Origin of the sequence: Paenibacillus aurantius (genome assembly GCF_032268605.1) — a bacterium.
Lineage (GTDB): Bacteria > Bacillota > Bacilli > Paenibacillales > NBRC-103111 > Paenibacillus_AO > Paenibacillus_AO aurantius.
The window spans coordinates 3,232,525-3,249,188 of sequence record NZ_CP130318.1 but is presented as its reverse complement, the minus strand read 5'-3'; the positions used below and the strand labels follow the sequence as shown (position 1 = coordinate 3,249,188).

Annotated in this window: 12 protein-coding genes; 10 read left to right on the top strand and 2 right to left on the bottom strand. The window is 52.6% G+C overall.

Annotated elements, in window-relative coordinates:
* The first annotated feature begins 45 nt into the window (after positions 1–45).
* From MJA45_RS14630 to MJA45_RS14605, 6 genes are all read left to right on the top strand, one after another.
* On the top strand, positions 46–2,382 hold the full coding sequence (locus tag MJA45_RS14630) for a helix-turn-helix domain-containing protein (protein WP_315602654.1): 2,337 nt from the start codon (positions 46–48) through the stop codon (positions 2,380–2,382).
* 4 nt (positions 2,383–2,386) lie between these two features.
* Complete coding sequence (locus MJA45_RS14625; protein ID WP_315602653.1) at positions 2,387–3,190, top strand: hypothetical protein; 804 nt, start codon at positions 2,387–2,389, stop codon at positions 3,188–3,190.
* A gap of 1 nt (position 3,191) precedes the next feature.
* Positions 3,192–5,075 carry an FAD-dependent oxidoreductase gene (locus tag MJA45_RS14620; protein ID WP_315602652.1) on the top strand — a complete coding sequence of 628 codons (1,884 nt, stop codon included), beginning with the start codon at positions 3,192–3,194 and terminating at the stop codon, positions 5,073–5,075.
* A 111-nt stretch (positions 5,076–5,186) separates the two neighbouring features.
* Entirely contained in the window at positions 5,187–6,689 is a 1,503-nt protein-coding gene (locus tag MJA45_RS14615) for an FAD-dependent oxidoreductase (RefSeq protein ID WP_315602651.1), read from the top strand.
* Positions 6,690–6,815: 126 nt separating this feature from the next.
* Positions 6,816–7,304, top strand: a complete 489-nt coding sequence (locus MJA45_RS14610; RefSeq protein ID WP_315602650.1) for a DinB family protein — start codon at positions 6,816–6,818, stop codon at positions 7,302–7,304.
* A 104-nt stretch (positions 7,305–7,408) separates the two neighbouring features.
* On the top strand, positions 7,409–7,975 hold the full coding sequence (locus MJA45_RS14605; protein ID WP_315608027.1) for a YdcF family protein: 567 nt from the start codon (positions 7,409–7,411) through the stop codon (positions 7,973–7,975).
* A gap of 18 nt (positions 7,976–7,993) precedes the next feature.
* Here the strand turns inward: MJA45_RS14605 and MJA45_RS14600 are convergent, their stop codons facing one another.
* Positions 7,994–8,884 carry a helix-turn-helix transcriptional regulator gene (locus MJA45_RS14600; protein WP_315602649.1) on the bottom strand — a complete coding sequence of 297 codons (891 nt, stop codon included), beginning with the start codon at positions 8,882–8,884 and terminating at the stop codon, positions 7,994–7,996.
* Between the two features lie 381 nt (positions 8,885–9,265).
* A complete protein-coding gene (locus tag MJA45_RS14595; RefSeq protein ID WP_315602648.1) occupies positions 9,266–9,706 on the bottom strand; it encodes a hypothetical protein in 441 nt (146 codons plus the stop codon).
* A gap of 962 nt (positions 9,707–10,668) precedes the next feature.
* Between MJA45_RS14595 and MJA45_RS14590 the strand changes: the two genes are divergently transcribed.
* From MJA45_RS14590 to MJA45_RS14575, 4 genes are all read left to right on the top strand, one after another.
* Entirely contained in the window at positions 10,669–12,975 is a 2,307-nt protein-coding gene (locus tag MJA45_RS14590) for a helix-turn-helix domain-containing protein (protein ID WP_315602647.1), read from the top strand.
* Between the two features lie 147 nt (positions 12,976–13,122).
* Entirely contained in the window at positions 13,123–14,097 is a 975-nt protein-coding gene (locus MJA45_RS14585; protein WP_315602646.1) for an ABC transporter permease, read from the top strand.
* 11 nt (positions 14,098–14,108) lie between these two features.
* A complete protein-coding gene (locus MJA45_RS14580; RefSeq protein ID WP_315602645.1) occupies positions 14,109–14,996 on the top strand; it encodes a carbohydrate ABC transporter permease in 888 nt (295 codons plus the stop codon).
* Positions 14,997–15,057: 61 nt separating this feature from the next.
* The gene (locus MJA45_RS14575) at positions 15,058–16,614 is read left to right on the top strand and encodes an extracellular solute-binding protein (RefSeq protein ID WP_315602644.1); all 1,557 of its coding nucleotides are present in this window, start codon (positions 15,058–15,060) and stop codon (positions 16,612–16,614) included.
* The last annotated feature ends 50 nt before the right edge of the window (positions 16,615–16,664 follow it).

Genomic DNA, 16,664 nt, shown 5'->3' with positions numbered 1-16,664 from the left:
GTGAGATAAGTGAGGATAAACTATCCGTGGAAAGGGAAGGGCATCTTGAGCAGGTGGCTGTGGTCTTATGCCGTAGTTCTGCTTATTCCTATCCTGGTGATGGCTGCGACCCATTTGCAGACCCGGCGGGTTCTGGAGGGTGAAATTTTAAGAGCGAATTCTGCCTTGCTGTCCCAGCTTCAGCAGGAGATCGACAATTACATTGACTTCACTTATCGGTTATCCGAGGTAATCAACTTTAATCCGAAGGTCACTTCTACGATTCGTAACCAGAAGGATATCGGGACCACCGAACGTATGGCGATCGTCCAGCTTCTTGCGGATTTTAAAGCTTATAACCTTACCAAAGACTACGTCAGCAGCTTTTATCTTTACTTTCCCGAAGGCGATTTTGTTCTTACGGGCAGCTCCTTCTACGACACGGTCTTGTTCTACCAGCAATTTATTCAATCTTCCGGCTTGTCCCTGGAGGAGTGGAAGAAAGGACTCGCCCGTGCAGGGCGGGGGACTTTTTCGGGCATCGAAAGCCTTGATGCGAAGGGGAAGACCGGCATCCAATATTCGCAGATGCTGCCCATTCAACAGAACAGTCCGTCTAAGGCTACTCTGGTCATTGAGCTTAATGAGGAACAGCTGGTTGCTACTCTTCGGAATATTCAATCGTATAACGAAGGACATGTGTATATTCTGGATGCCGCGAATGTCCTTCTGGCTTCAACCGAAGGGGAGCCCGCAAAGAAACGGGAGTTCGATTTTGACGGAGTAGCGGGAGAGCGGATTCAGAAGACAGATGCCGTCTGGGACGGAGAACCGGTCGTGATCTCCTACATCGAGTCAGCCAAAAGCAATTGGAAGTATGCGTATGTCCTCCCCGCCAGGATATACAGCGAAAAGGCCGAGTACGTGTGGAATCTGGCCCTCCTCATGCTGGCCATTGCCGCAGCTCTCGGCTTTGCCATCGCGGTACTGCTGGCAAGGAGGAACTACTCTCCACTGAAGAAACTGGTCAACAACGTGGCGAACCGAAGTGAGCTGAAATCGTTAAAGGGATCGAAAGTCAATGAATATGATTATCTGGAAGAAGCGATTGACAGCACGCTCGACCGTTACCATCTGATGAACCGGACGCTGGAGAAGCAGAACAAGACGCTACGTTCCAATCTGCTCGTCAAGCTTCTGAAAGGGCGGATTGAGCAGGACTTCCCCATGGCGGACGTTCTGCCTGAATACGGGATTCAGCTGCATTCCGAGGAGTTTGCCGTCGTCTTGTTTTATTTGGAGGACTACAGCGGCTTTTTCCGGCTGGATGAACAAGATGAGGAGAAGAATCGGGAGTTCGTTCACCTTATCATGATTAACATCATAGAGGAGATGGCCGGCCAGAAGCATCAAGGCTGGATGACGGAGATCGACGAGATGCTGGCGTGTATCGTCAACCTCAAGCCGGGTACCCCGCAGGAAGAGTCAGTAGAGCATCTCAAAAGCCTGACGGAGGAAGCCCAACGGTTTATCGGAGAGCGCTTTCATATCCGGTTTACCGTATCGGTCAGCTCCATGCATCGATCCGCCGCCGAACTTCCTGTCGCTTATCAGGAGTCGCTCGATGCGATGGAATACCGCATGCTGTTCGGAGACCAAACGATCATTTGGCATGACCGGATCAAGGACCAGAAGCCGTCGTACGATTATACGATGGAGAAGGAGCAGCAGCTGCTCAATTATGTGATGGCCGGGGATTTTCCGGGAGCGAAACAGATGCTGCATGACATTATAGACCGCAATCTGGCGCAGGAGAACATTTCCGTCGATATGATCCGCTGTCTGATGTTCGATATATGCAGCACCATGATGAAGGTGGCCATGGAGTCTCAATTGGACCCGGTCGAGCTTTATTCGGAGAATTTGGAAGCCATCCGGGAATTGATGAACGGAAGCACAGTAGCCTCCCTGCGGGAACGGATGACGCTCTTTTTGCAGAAGGTATGCGGGTTTGTGGAAGAGCGGAAGAAGAACAATAAGAAGATCAGGCTGAAGGAAAACGTGATTGCCTATATCGAGGAGCACTATCGGGACACCGAGCTAAGCATCAACATGATTGCCGAGCATTTCCATGTGCATCCTTCTTATTTGTCCCGCTATTTCAAAGAACAGGTGGGAGACAATTTGACCGAATACCTCAACCGCTATCGGGTGGAGCAATCGAAAGTCCAGCTGCTGCAGGAGGAGATTTACATCCGGGATATCAGCGAGAAGGTCGGATTTCATAGCATCAGCACCTATATCCGCTTGTTTAAAAAGTACGAAGGCGTGACACCTAGTGCTTATCGAGAGGCCAAAAAGTATCAAGTCCAGCTGGACTTGCCGCGCAAACAAATGAGGTGACGTGTTGATAACAAACCGAGACTACTTTCCCACGGTTATTTTGGGTGCGACCTTTGCCGGACTGGGCGCAGCCTATGCGAATGAAGAATCGCTGGTCATGGAAAGAACCTCTTTTGTCGGCCACGAATTTATTAACAGCTTTCATCCTGGTGTTGGCTGGCACGAAACGGCCCTTACCGAGAAAGGCATGAAGCTCAAGCAGGAGCTGATGGAGCGCGGCGTCATGTCGGATGAGGGGAGCGTTCATATACCTGCCGTCGCCCCGATTCTGTATAACAAAATTATTCAGGACTCCCTTTCCGTCCTGCTTCAAACGGAGGTGACGGAGATCGTTTCCGCAGGAAACTCCTGGGAGGTTACGGTCTACAACAATTCCGGCTTCCGCCGGATCAAGACCGACCGGGTCATCGATACGAGGCCCGAGATGGCTCCGACCGAGCTGCTCCGATCGAAGAGCCTTAATGCCCTGTTGAACTGCGGGGAGGAAGAGCTGGTGCTGCCTGAGGAGATCAGGGGGCAGGCCCACTTGGTGAAGGGGAAGCTGAAAGGGGAAATCATTCTGAAATTCCCAGTTGATGTTAAGGATGACTGGTTTGTGTCCAGACAAAAGCTGCATCAGTTTTGGGTGAACCGGCCGGAAGCCTGGAAGGCGTGGACGATCTCCGCCATCTCAGGCTGCTTCGAATGGCGGCATGACCAAGGAGAGCCGGCTTCCGCTTCACCCGGCCGGGTGAGTCTGCCGTCATCAGCCTACCGCAATCCGTTAGAAGCTTTCGAGGCAGGCCTTGCCGCGGGAAGGGGGAAGTAACTTGTTGTTATCCCAGAAGGTGAACGGACAACTAACCGTAACGGATAGGGAAGCACCTGCATTTTCGGAGCATTATGATGTGATTGTAACCGGTCTCGGGACCGCAGGAGCCATCGCCTTGATATCCGCAGCGAGCAGAGGCCTTAAGGTGCTGGGGATCGAACGTCTGAATTGCATGGGGGGAATGGGAACGGCCGGCTCGGTTAACGGATACTATTTCGGATCGCCTGGAGGCTTATATGAGGAAATCGACCGGAAAGTTATTTCTTTGGTGGAAACCGTTTACACTCGGTCCAGCTATTACAACGTGGAAGCGAAGAAGTATGTGCTGGAGCAGGAAGCCGTGAGGCATGGGGCAGCCCTAGCTTACGAATCGACCGTCACCGGCATCTATATGGATGGCAAAACGGTCAAGGGGGTACAGTGGATTGGTCCCGACGGGCTGCAATCGGCGGACTGCAAAGTGCTGATTGACTGCTCGGGCGATGCGGAAGCCTGTCATTTGGCTGGCTGTTCAACGTCCTTCGGCCGACAGCTGGATGGAAGGGCGCAGCCTTATACAAGCGTAAAGATCTTTGCTGCGGGCAACAAGGTGAGCTGGAGAAATTTCGATTCCGGCTGCACCAACCAAACGGACGGAGATGAATTGTCACAGGCGCTCCTCTTCTCGCATGCCCAGCATCTCGAGGACTATTATACGGACGAGAACCGCCTGCTGCAGCTGGCCCCTCACTTGGGCATTAGGGAAGGGCGTTTGATCGAAGGTGAGGAGACGATCACGATTGAGGATTTCTTCGCAGACCGGATATCCGATAAGCCGGTATTCTATGCCTACGCGGATATCGATAAGCATGGCCGGGATAATGCTTTTGAGAGCCAGCATCTGAAGGATTGGTTCGTGGCGAGCAATCTGGGGGCGGTGAATGTCACAGTGCCGATCCCGCTGGGCGCGTTGATTCCGAGAGGCTATGACGGTTTGCTTGCGGCGGGACGCTGCTTAGCCGTTGACCATGACCTGTCTACCTGTGTCAGAATGAACCGCGATATGCAGAAGTCGGGCGAGGCGGCTTCAACGGCGGCTTGGCTGGCCATCACGAAGGAAGTGCCGGTAAAAGATGTGCCTTATGAGGAGCTGATCGCCCTCCTAACGGAAACCGGCTGTTATAATCCAGAGAACAACAAAGGTTACCAATTTGCCTATCCCTCCGGCAACAAGCCTGTCCAGCCGATTGCATGGCTTACGGACCCCGAACAAATCCGCGTGGGCTTGTCGACCCTTCAGCCGGGAGTCGCTATCTGGTCTTGCCGGAGGCTGGGCTCCACGATCGTAGCTTCGTTACGGGAATGGGTACTTACGGAGGAAGAAACGCTTCGCAAGCACAGTGCTTTTGCACTCGCGGTTCTTGACGATGAGGCGTGCCTTCCGGTGCTGAGGGAGATGGTTAAGGAGCGCGATTCTGTTGTCCTTCAGGATGTAAGGAAAAATAACCAGATGCGTGGTCATGTGGCGATCTACTTGCTCGGCCGGATCAAGGATGTGCACAGCGTGAAGGAGCTGGCGGCTATTGTCACGAACCCGGAGGAATACGACAGGCCGTTGTACCGGCTGGGGGAAGGGACGGACGGGAAGGCGAAGAAGTACAACGATGTGTACTTTCAGTTTTTCTCCCATGCGGTCATGGCCCTGATCCAGATCGGAGAGCATCATCCTGCGCAGCGGGAAGCTATCGGAGAAGCTTTGATACAAGCGGTGGAGAACGGCACTTACCTCCCCCGGATTACCCATATGCCGTACGGCACCTATGAACATTCCATTGCGGCCAACATTCAATCGGTGGCCCATGATGCCTTGGAGCGTTGGGGGCAAGTGGACAAAGGGCTGTAAATACGAGGGTGGGCAGCAGGATACACAGGGTACCCCCATCTCCATTAGATGACGAGGGAAGACCCATTCACCAATTAACGGAGAGAACGGGAGTAGAGGAGGAACTGGAACATGGCTAACCGGCAGGGAGACATCATCATTTACGGGGGAACCTCGGCAGGCATTATGGCCGCCGTACAGGCTGTTAGAATGGGAAGAAAAGCGATTGTTATCGAGCCGACTAACCGGATCGGTGGACTCAGCACCGGCGGTCTCGGCGATACGGACTCCGGGGAGAAGTCGGTCATTGGGGGGCTCTCGCGGGAGTTTTACGAACGGTTAGGCCGCAAATACGGTCAGTCGGAGGCGGTATGGCTATTCGAGCCGAAGATGGCGCTGGAAGTGTTTCACGATTATGTCAGGGAATATGCTATCGAGGTCGTCAACGGAGAACGTCTGGATCGGGGCTCCGGAAAGGGTGTGGTTAAGGAGGGAGATCGGATTACGAGCATCCGAATGGAATCCGGTCTTACATTCGAAGGCCGAATGTTCATCGATGCCAGTTATGAGGGGGATCTCATGGCAGGCGCCGGCATCCGCTACACCACAGGACGCGAGCCGAACAGCCTATATGGAGAGCGGCTGAACGGCATTCAGACGGAGCAAGCCACTAAGAACCAGCTGCCGACCGGCATCGACCCCTACTGGACTCCAGGAGACCCTGCAAGCGGGCTTCTTCCTCATGTGAATGCTAATGCAGGCGGCTCGGATGGCGATGGGGACAGCAAAATCCAGGCCTACTGCTACCGCATGTGTTTGACGGATCGGCCAGATAATAGAGTTGCGGTAGAAAAGCCGGAGGGGTATGACGAGAAGGAGTATGAGCTGCTCTTCCGCTCCATTGAGGCCGGGCAGACCCGCTTCTTCAAATTAGCGATGCTCCCCAATCGCAAGACGGATTCCAACAACGATTTCGGCTTCTCTACGGATTACATCGGAAGGAACTACGGCTATCCCGAAGGGGATTATGCAGCACGGGAACGGATAGGCAAGGAGCATGAAATCTACCAGAAGGGTCTGGTCTGGACGATTCAGAACCATCCGCGCGTACCGGAGGAAATCCGGGAGTATTACCGGCCCTGGGGCCTGCCAAGAGACGAATTCCTCGAGAACGGTCACTGGTCTCCGCAGCTATACATACGCGAATCGCGGCGGATGCTGGGTGTCTCTGTCATGACGGAGAAGCATGTCCGGCATGAGGAGAAGGTGGAGGCTCCTATCGGAATGGGGTCTTACGCCATGGATTCCCATAATGTACAGCGTCATCTGGATGCCAATGGTTATGTGACCAATGAAGGCGATGTCCAGATGTTGAGTGTAAAGCCCTATTCGATCAGCTATCACACGATCGTGCCCAAAGCGGAGGAGTGCGCGAACCTGCTGGTGCCGGTCTGTCTGTCCGCTTCGCATATTGCGTATGGTTCGATTCGCATGGAACCCGTCTTCATGGTTCTTGGGCAATCGGCAGCAACGGCCGCGGTCCAGGCGATCGAGGCCGAGTGCAGCGTGCAAAGGGTCGATCTCGCCAAGCTGACGGAGCAGCTGCTGAAGGATAGGCAAGTGCTAACACAATAGAAATAGACAGACGTCAAATAGCGAAGACCGGATATGACTATGAAGGATGTTTTCGCACGCCCTGGAACTCTTTTCACTTGATCGGGTTTATAGTATGCTAAGCAGAGATGGGAGGAGTGGGAATATATGGGGAAACAATTGATCATGGGTGATGTCCAGCAGGAGCTGGCCAGCACGCGCCGGATTCTGGAACGCTTGCCGGACGAGCATATGACCTGGAAGCCTCACGAGAAATCGATGACAGTAGGAGAGTTGGCAACACATCTAACCAACCTGCTGAATTGGCAGTTGGCCATTTTTCAGTATCCGGAATTGGATCTTTCCACCGTGCCGTTTCGTCGGGAAGCTATAGAAAGACGCGCAGACGTGCTGGAGGAATTTGATACGAACCGCGCCAAGCTGGAGCAGCTGTTAGCTAAAAGCGACGAGAACCAGCTCGGGGAGGAATGGACCTTACGGAACGGCGACCATGTTATCCTTCGTCAGCCTCGGGCCCTTGCTCTTCGTACCTTCGGAATAAGCCATATGATCCATCATCGGGCGCAGCTCGGAGTGTATCTGCGGCTTCTCGATCTTCCGGTGCCGGGCCTTTACGGTCCGTCGGCCGACGAGTAAGGCGTCCACGAAGACGCGGCAAACAGTCGCAGGGCAATCGGCTTACGCTGATCACCTGCGGCTTTTTTTCTGAACCCTAGTTTCCAGGGAGTGAGAAAATGAACATGTCTTATCCTTTTGACTGTATCAGCGACTTTATGTTTTTTGAAACAGAGGTTTCCCTTTCCGATGTCATTCTGATCCCAGGGGCCAGTCACCCTCAACTAATGGAGAGAGCGGCGGAGCTCTATCATCAAGGCATCGCTCCCTATATTCTTCCATCCGGAGGGGCTACAGCTCAAGTCCAAACGACGGAATGGGAATTCCTGCGGGACCTTGGAGTGCAGTTAGGGGTTCCGGCACAGGCCATTCTAAGAGAAGATCAAGCCGCCAATACGTTCGACAATGCCCGGTTATCAAGGGAGACCTTGGAACGAAAAGGGATTCATCCGAAAAAAGTCGTGCTGGTTTGTAAAAATTATCATGCTCGAAGAGCGCTGTTGACTTATCAATTTCATTTCCCAAAAGAAACGATCTTCCAGGTCAGCCCCGTTGTGGACCTGACCGGAACGACCAAGGACAACTGGTTTCAGGATGAAGCCCGCATAGCTTATGTCATGAATGAGCTGGAGAAAGTCGGCCGCTATTTCCGTAAGGCCATCTACCAGACGGGAGCGTCTATTGAAAGGTAACCGTACCAAGGAATTCTTCTAATGGTCCCTATGAAGCTGCCGGTATTTGCCGGGAGAGACGCCGAGCAGCTGCTTAAACAGCTTGTTAAAGAAGCTGAGATCGTCAAATCCCACCTCATGGGCAATGGACAGCAGATTGTCATCGGAGTGGAGGAGGAGCTCCTTGGCGACCCGGATGCGAACCTCGTTCCGGTACTCGATGAAGGTTTTGCCGATGGCCTGCTTGAACTTGGAGGTGAACGAAGAGGTGCTCATTCCGCACATCTGGCTCACTTGCGCGAGCGAGAGCGGCCGGGCATGATGCAGCTCGATAAATTCGCAGACGCGTTCCATCATTTTATGCTCCGAAGCCATGGCGGCCATCGGGCGGTGCTGCAAAAGATCGTAGCAGCGGCTGAGATAGATGAGGATTTCAATGAGCCGGGTTTTGACTAGAATCCGGTAGCCGATGCGTTTGTCGTTGTATTCCTTGACCAGGTGGGTTAGCAGCTGCAGAAGGTCCAGCCGTTGGGCCGGATCGAGGGTCAGGTGGGATTGGAACTGGACGGACGGCCGTAAAAACGGCTCGACAAAGAAGAAATTGACGAACGGGGTAACCTTCGAAAGCGATTCCAATTCGTGGGACAGAAACGTATGATGAAACAAGATGTTGTATACAGTCATGCCGGTGGGGGAATGGACGAGATAGCTGTGCTCGGCGTCGGGCTCAATGATAAAAACATCCCCTTCCCGGATCGGATAGCGGTTGTTCCGGTGGGTATGAATCCCCGAGCCTTCGGCGATATAGACAAATTCGATGAATTCATGCGAGTGCGGCTCGAGAAGCTGACCCGGCTCGAGGCGGTAAGGAGCCGCATGAAACGGAAATTCCGGGCTTTCCAGAAAGGCGTCATTGCTATACCGGGTCATTTGGAACCCTCCGACCGTAAGGATGCAGAACTCCCTCTAAGTATAGCATAGTGGAGAGCGCAGCCGGGAGTTCTGCTCCTATTCCTCATGAGTGTAGGGTATCAAATTCATAAATCGGGTTTATACAACTCAGGATAGAGACAATCGCATTGTTATATCCAGACTTTTTCGCCGTTTCTTTCTCATCCGTAAATTCTTCTTTTTCGAATCGTATAGCAAGGTTACTTATTATTTAGAGGTACTTGTTTACAAATTCGTTCTCATCCATCACCTTAACATCAACTAACATTTCATTAACCCCCTTATTATTTATGCAATCAACAAGAAAAAGCTTTACGCCGGATTCCAGCATTCGTATCCGCAAAAAAGAAAAACAGCCCGTCACTCGGGCTGTTCCTTCTGACATTGATAAAATTCCCGGTAAAGCTCCAAGAGCTCGGATTCCTTCACCTGAATCAAGAAGGATAGCTTCCGGAGCCGATCCTCTCTATCCTTCTGGTCCAGCTGGCTGCCTGCATAAGGAAGATCATCCCCGCAGCCAAACACCTCTTGGGCCCATTGATGAGCCTGGTCGAAGCCATGCTCCAAGTAAATTTGCTTGTACGATTCGAAGATGAGATTAATGCTTTGCCTGCGCTCGTAGCTAAGGACGCCAAGTCCTTTTTTGGCATGTGAAACGGCCGCCATCATTTGGAACTCGCTCAGATGTCCCCGGGATGACTCGATGCGGATGATTTCGCCCACGAGCTCCGGATAAACCGATTGAAACAGCTTGGCCTCCGATTTCATTTCCTCCAAGGTGACCGGTGATAACTTTTCCATGGTGTCCTTCCTTTCCTAACTTACCCTTTTATGTATACTCTTCGTTGAAAACTTTCCATATGGGGGAGAGGGGGAGCCGCTTCTTATAGGATAGCACACCTAGTGCCTTATCCGGTAACTTTGATGGCAAGAAAACTTCAGGATGCGCACGAAATTCAACAGGAAAGCAGAACTTCATTGGCGGGTAAGGTACCGGGAGGTGACTTGAAGGGCAGGCAGAGAGGTACAATCCATTAGAATGAATAACTAACGATGTTAATAAGCGGAAGGGATGACATCGTGAAAAAGGTTTACCTAATCAGACCGGAGGGCTTCCAGACACATTATCAAGTTTGGGGGTCGAAGAATACGAATAAGCTGCCGATCCTCTGTATTCATGGCCTTTTGTCCAATGCAAGGCTCTATGACTGGATAGGAGAAGAGCTTTCCTCCGGAACGGAGGAGAACGCCAGGCGGGTGATTGCCCTGGACATGAGAGGGTGCGGGACATGACGTCTTGGAGCCGAGGAAGCAAGTTCGTGACGCTTTGAGAAAGTTTTTCGATTACCTCGAATAGTAGAAGGAAGAAATCCACGCGCTGCGTGGATTTTTACGTTTTTATCCTGCCACATTCAGCGGAGTCCTCGGAATATACGGCGAAAGTCCTCGATTCATAGTCCGGGGATTTTCCAAGCCAATATAAAAATGTCGTTGAGTCCTTTATCCATTTCCTGTAAGCTTAGATTAATCATGCTAAGTGGGAGAAGATTATTCCAAATTAAGGAATCTGAACAACCGCCTTCTTCCACACGGGCGGTTTCTTCCTTTTTCTATGCAAACGCCGGGTTAAGAACTGATCATAGTAATGGAAAACCCGGTTCGATATAGTAACAGAACTATAGTAACAGAACGTGTGTCGTATGGAAAACAAGAGGCTGGAGTTGAAGGAAATCATGATGAAAAGGCTACCATGGCTTCGCCGAATGGCTAATCAACGACTGATCATTGCCGTTCTGCTGCTGTCGATCATTCCCGTCTTGGGCTTCGGCTCGACGGTGTACGTCATGGGCACCCGGATCATTGAATCCGAGATCGACCGGTCCTCCCGGCTCGCTCTCGGCCAGATGAAGGATCAGGTGGACCAGCTGTTAGGGCAGACGGAACAGCTGTCCGGGCAGCTTGCCATGCAGGCGAATGTGGGGGAAATCATGAACCTCGGATCCTCACCGCTGCTTGGGGCGCTGCCTCAAAGCAACGTCCTGCGCGGCGATTTATCCTCCTTGGTCGGTTCGTATCCTGCCCTTCATTCCGCCTATTTGTTTCATAATGCCCAAAATGTCGTCATCACCTCCCAAACCATTACCGATGCTGGGGAGCGCCAATTGTTTCCGGACCAGAGCTGGCTGCCCGCTGTACGGGAAGCCGCACGTCAGCATAAAATGAACTTTTGGATGGCCCCCCGGCAGGTGCCGGACTCTACCGGCAAAGAGCGCAGCGTGATTACTTATGTCAAACTGCTTCCGCTTTTTTATACCGAGATGCACGGAGCTTTGGTTATCAACATTGATACCCAGTCCATTGCCGAGATGGTCAAGAGCTTTCCTCTCCATACCTCAGGTGGCATGCTTGTCCTTTCCGATAGCTATGAGCCCATTGTCCAAGCGGGATCCTATTCCCGGGTAAACGCTCAGGACCTCAACCGTGTTGTCGAAACGGTTCAAGCCGCCGATTCCTCCGACCGGTCTCCCAAGCTGAAGCTGAAGGATCAGACGATGTTCCTCACCATCGAGAAGTCGTCGAAGAATAACTGGACCTACGCCATGCTTATACCCGCGGATCAGCCGTCCCGCCATGTCCAGCAGCTGAAGGAGATCGTCATCTCCAGTACCATTCTTCTTTCCCTGCTGGCGCTCCTTATGTCTTTTATCAGCTTTAACCGCTTTCAGAAAGGGATTCAACGCATCTCTTCGGTGCTCTGGAAGAGCGGAAGAACAGAGCCGGAAGCCCATACGGATATTTCTTTGGCTCCCTACAAAGATAATATCGTCCGTATAGAGCGCGGGATCTCGGGTCTGCTGGAGGAGGTGCATGAGGTCAGGGGACAGTGGAAGGAGCATCTACCTCTGCTGAGGGACCACTATCTGCAATCGGCGCTGCTTGGTAATGGGGAAAGGCTTGGAAGAACCTCATACGGGGAATCCACGATCGGAAGCCTGTTCGGTTCCTCTAAATTAATCGTGATGGCGGTTGAAATGGATGAAGTCAAGGAGGGAGGAAGCTTTCGGGCCGGCGACGAGAAACTTTTCCAGTTTGCGGTAAAAAATATCGTGGAAGAGCTGATGAAGGACGTCCATCCGACGGAAACCGTTCTCCTCCATAAGCATGTCGTGATGATCTTGAGTCTTCCGGATGGTTCGGAATCAACGGCGTTCCAGGCAGCGGAAATGGTAAGGGATACAGTTAAACGTTTTCTGAAAATGACCGTAACCATTGGGGTAGGGCGTCCTGTCGATTCCTTCGAGGATCTGTATGTGTCGTACAATGACGCGGTTCAAGCTCTGCAGCTCCACTGGTTCCGGACCGGGCATGAAGTCGTATCGTACAAGAAGGGCGCGAAGCTTGCCCCTAAGACACCGCCTTATCCAGCTGGAATCGAGCAGCAGATCATGGAACGGATTCGAACATCAGACGAAGGGGAGATCCGGGAGGAGCTTCTCCTATTCGGAGAATATTTTCAGCATGAGCAGGTGCCGTTCAACCTGCTGAAAATTTATTACATGCAGCTGCTGGTGGCGCTTCTCCGTTCGCTGCAGCTGTATGATGAGCTCGACCGGGTGTTCCCGAACCGCAACCCCTATTCTGAAATGATGACGTTGGACCAGGGTTCGGACCTGTCCGACTGGTTCTACCGCGAGCTGATCGTTCCGGTCTCCCGCTACCTGGACCAATGGAAGAAGAGCAGAACGAATGAGATCGTCTCCCATGCCTTCGCTTTTATTGAACAGCATTATTCCCGTGACCTCTCCCTGGCCATGGTGGCCGACCACTTTCAGGTGAGTACCTCCTATATCAGCCAAGTCTTCAAAGAGAAAACCGGAGAGACGTTTATTCAATACGTGACCCGGTTCCGCATCGAGAAAGTGAAGGCCATGCTGCTCCAGACGGAGCTCACCATCTCTCAAATTGCGGAAGAAATCGGGTACAGCAATGCCCAGCAGCTGATCCGCGTCTTCAAGAAGCTCGAGGAGATCACGCCCGGGGAATACCGGTCGCGCGCATCGGCCGAATAATTAGGAGCAATGGGCAAGCCGCGTGAAGGATTTAGCTCCTCATGCGGCTTTTTTACGCCCTAAAAAAATGAATATCGATGTGGAATCCGGGTATCTGCTATGCTTCGCCTTGTAGTCACACCAGGGAAAGGATGAGTTGCTGCCCCCATGTCAAAGTTATATCTCCCAAGCAAGGAATGGAAACGGTCTCCTTATCCGGCAAGCCGGCCGGCGGCTCAATCGGGCTGGAGACGAAAGCTCTTAAGGAAACACTCCGGTCTGATTCTGATGTTTCTTCCCGGTTTCCTGTTGTTCCTATTATTCAGCTATGTCCCGATGTACGGCATTCTCCTTGCGTTCAAGCAGTTCCGTATCGTCGATGGAATCTGGAACAGCCCGTGGGCCGGCCTGGAGCATTTTCAACGTTTGTTTACCGGCGAGGATTTTCTTCTTGCCCTCAAGAACACGCTGGTCATCGCATCCCTTAAGCTGGTGTTCACCTTCCCCGCGCCGATCGTATTGGCGATTCTCTTGAATGAGGTCCGGCAGGCGGCCTTCCGCCGCATCGTCCAGACGGTATCCTATCTGCCGCATTTTTTCTCCTGGGTTATCTTAGCAGGGATTCTCTTTTCCTTCTTGGGAAGCGAAGGCGGCTTCAATCAGATGCTTCGGTTCATCGGGCTGCAACCGGCCGATTGGATGCTCGATCCGGATTCCTTCTATCCCATTATCGTGATCAGCACAATCTGGCAGAGTATCGGTTGGGGCTCCATCATTTATTTCGCAGCTCTCTCCTCGATCGACCCAACGCTGTATGAAGCCGCGGTAGCCGACGGGGCGGGGCGGTGGAAGCAAATTGCCCATATCACGATTCCATCCCTTATGCCCACGATTATCATCATGTTTCTGCTCTACATCGGGCATTTTCTCACCGTCGGGTTCGATCAGATCTACAACTTGACGACACCGACGAATTCCAGCCGGGCGGACATTCTGGACACGTACGTGCTGCGCCATCTGCTTACTATGGATTATGAGCTTGGGGCGGCGGCCGGAATCTTCTCTTCTTTGGTCGGTTTGGTGCTTGTGGTCGGCTGCAACGGGCTGGTCAAGCTCTATGACAAAGACCAAGGATTATGGTAGGAGGTGACGGCATGATTCCATCCAAAGGAGACCGCTTCTTTAATGTGGTTAATCTTCTCCTGCTCACGGCGCTGGCACTGGCCACCTTATATCCCTTCCTGTATGTGCTGACCATCTCCCTGAGCAAGCCGGCCGACATTAACCGGCTGGGGCTGCATGTTCTGCCGTTGGATCCGACCTGGACGGCGTACCGTAAGGTCCTCGCCAATCCGAATCTGTACACCGCCTATCTCAACACGATGGTTCGTACGGGACTCGGAGTGGCATGCGTGGTCGCGCTGACTTCCCTGACCGCCTATCCGCTCGCCAAGAAGAGCTTTCCACTCCGATCCCTGTGGATGAAGCTGCTCGTCTTCAGCATGATGTTCAGCGGGGGGCTGATCCCGAGCTACTTGCTGATCAAGCAGCTGGGCTTGATCAATAGTGTGTGGGCTCTCGTTCTGCCCACGGCTGTGACGGCTTTTAATCTGATTGTCATGCGCAACTTCTTCGAAGCGATTCCGGTTGAGCTGGATGAATCGGCCAAGATGGACGGGGGAGGGGACTGGACGGTTTTTATGCGGATCGTGCTGCCTCTTTCTACGCCGGTGCTGGCCGTCATCGCTCTGTGGGCTGCGGTCGGACACTGGAACGCCTGGTTCGATGCGATGATTTACATGAACGACCTCAAGAAGCAGGTCCTTCAGCTGTTCCTGAGGCATTACATCATCAACGATCCGAACAATCCGACGACGGCTAACCTAAGCTCGGAGTTTGCGCTGAATGACATGGCCCAGGTGGTGCCGGAAAATCTGAAAGCGGCGCTCATCATGATCATTTCCTTCCCCATTCTTCTTGCTTATCCGTTTACACAGAAATATTTTGTCAAAGGCATCATGCTGGGCTCCGTCAAAGGCTAATGGGCTTACCAAACATAATAGCTTGATAAATTTCTATATTCACAGGGGAGGATTCAACGGTATGAAAAGAAAGAAAATCGCTTTATGGGCCGTCTCGGGGGCAGCAAGCTTGTCTCTGGTAAGCGGTTGTGCGTCAAACGAAGGGACGAAGGTGGAAGGAAAACCGGCGGATTCCGGGAAGCAGCAGCAGCCTATCGTGATCGATTGGATGAACTACCCGGGTGCGATAATGGAGAATTCCTACGGGCAAACCTTTCTCGAGAACAAATTCAACATCAAGCTCAAGAAAGTTTATCCCATCGCCTACGACGATTACAAAAAGAAGCAGCAGCTCATGCTCACCTCCGGGGAAGTGCCGGACGTCCTGTTCGTCTTCGATCCGGGCGATCTGAACAAATATGCGTCTCAAGGGCTGCTGGCCGAGGTTCCGTTTTCGACCATCGAGAAATACGCCCCCCGTACGAAGGCCAATCTGGACAAACAAGCTCCCCAGGGCTGGTTCTACTCCCAATCCGGGGGCAAAAATTACGGCGTGCCTACGTTCTACTACACCGGCCAATTTCACACGAAGCAGGCCTGGAGAACCGATCTGTTGCAAAAAGCGGGCATCACCAAAATTCCCGAAACGATCGACGAAATGACGCAGGCGTTCGCCGCTCTGAAGAAGATCGGCGTATACGGGATGAGCTCCAACGGGCAGTCCTATTACAACCAGTTTCATTCCTTGTTTGGGGCCTTCGGTGTGATGCCGACCCAATGGATGGAGAAGGACGGAAAGGTGGTCAATGGAGCCGTACAGCCGGAAGCGAAGGAAGCGTTGGCCGTGCTGAGCGACTGGTACAAAAACGGTTATATCGATCCGGAATTCGTCACCGGCAAAGACTTGATTCCTAAATTTGCTGCGGGCAAGTATGCGTTCATGGATGCTGCCAGCGCGACGGCTACCGATGAGAGCGACCCGAACTCCGTCATCAGCGCGGTAAAGAAGGTAGATCCGAACGGCAAGGTGGAATTCGGACCGCTTCCCAAAGGCCCACGGGGACAAACCGGAGGTTGGGCATGGGGAACGGCAGGGAACATCTGGGCCTTCGGCAAGCAGGTCGAGAAGGATCCGGCCAAGCTTCAGAAGGCTCTAGAAATCCTCGATGCGCTTCAGAATGACGAGCAGACTTGGCTCGCTCTGGCGTGGGGGGAGAAGGGCAAGCATTGGGATTTCAAGGATCCGGCCAAAAGCCCGTCCGGCGGATTGAAGCGTCTCTCTCCCTATGATGATGTTAACAAGCTTCAAGCGGAAGGGATGCCCGAGCTTTCTAACGGCACCATGTATTGGGGCGGCCAGCCGAACCTGGATTTGAACGGAAACTACAATGCCAACAAGGAGAAGGCCAAGCTCTATAATCACTCCGTCTCCGATATCTTTGGGAAATCCGATATTTTGCCCTCGTCCGGGAAGTTCTGGTCCGATCTGATCAAGCTCAAAACGGAAACCTATGCCGCCATCATCCGGGGAGACAAACCGGTCTCTTCCTTTGATGATTTTGTTAAACAATGGAACGATAAAGGAGGTGCCCAGCTCGAGAAAGAGGCAAACGAGATGTATAAGCAGGTCAAGAAGTAAGCCCTTTCAATAGAAGGAGACCGGCCGGACAGGACCGGTCTTCGTTTCTA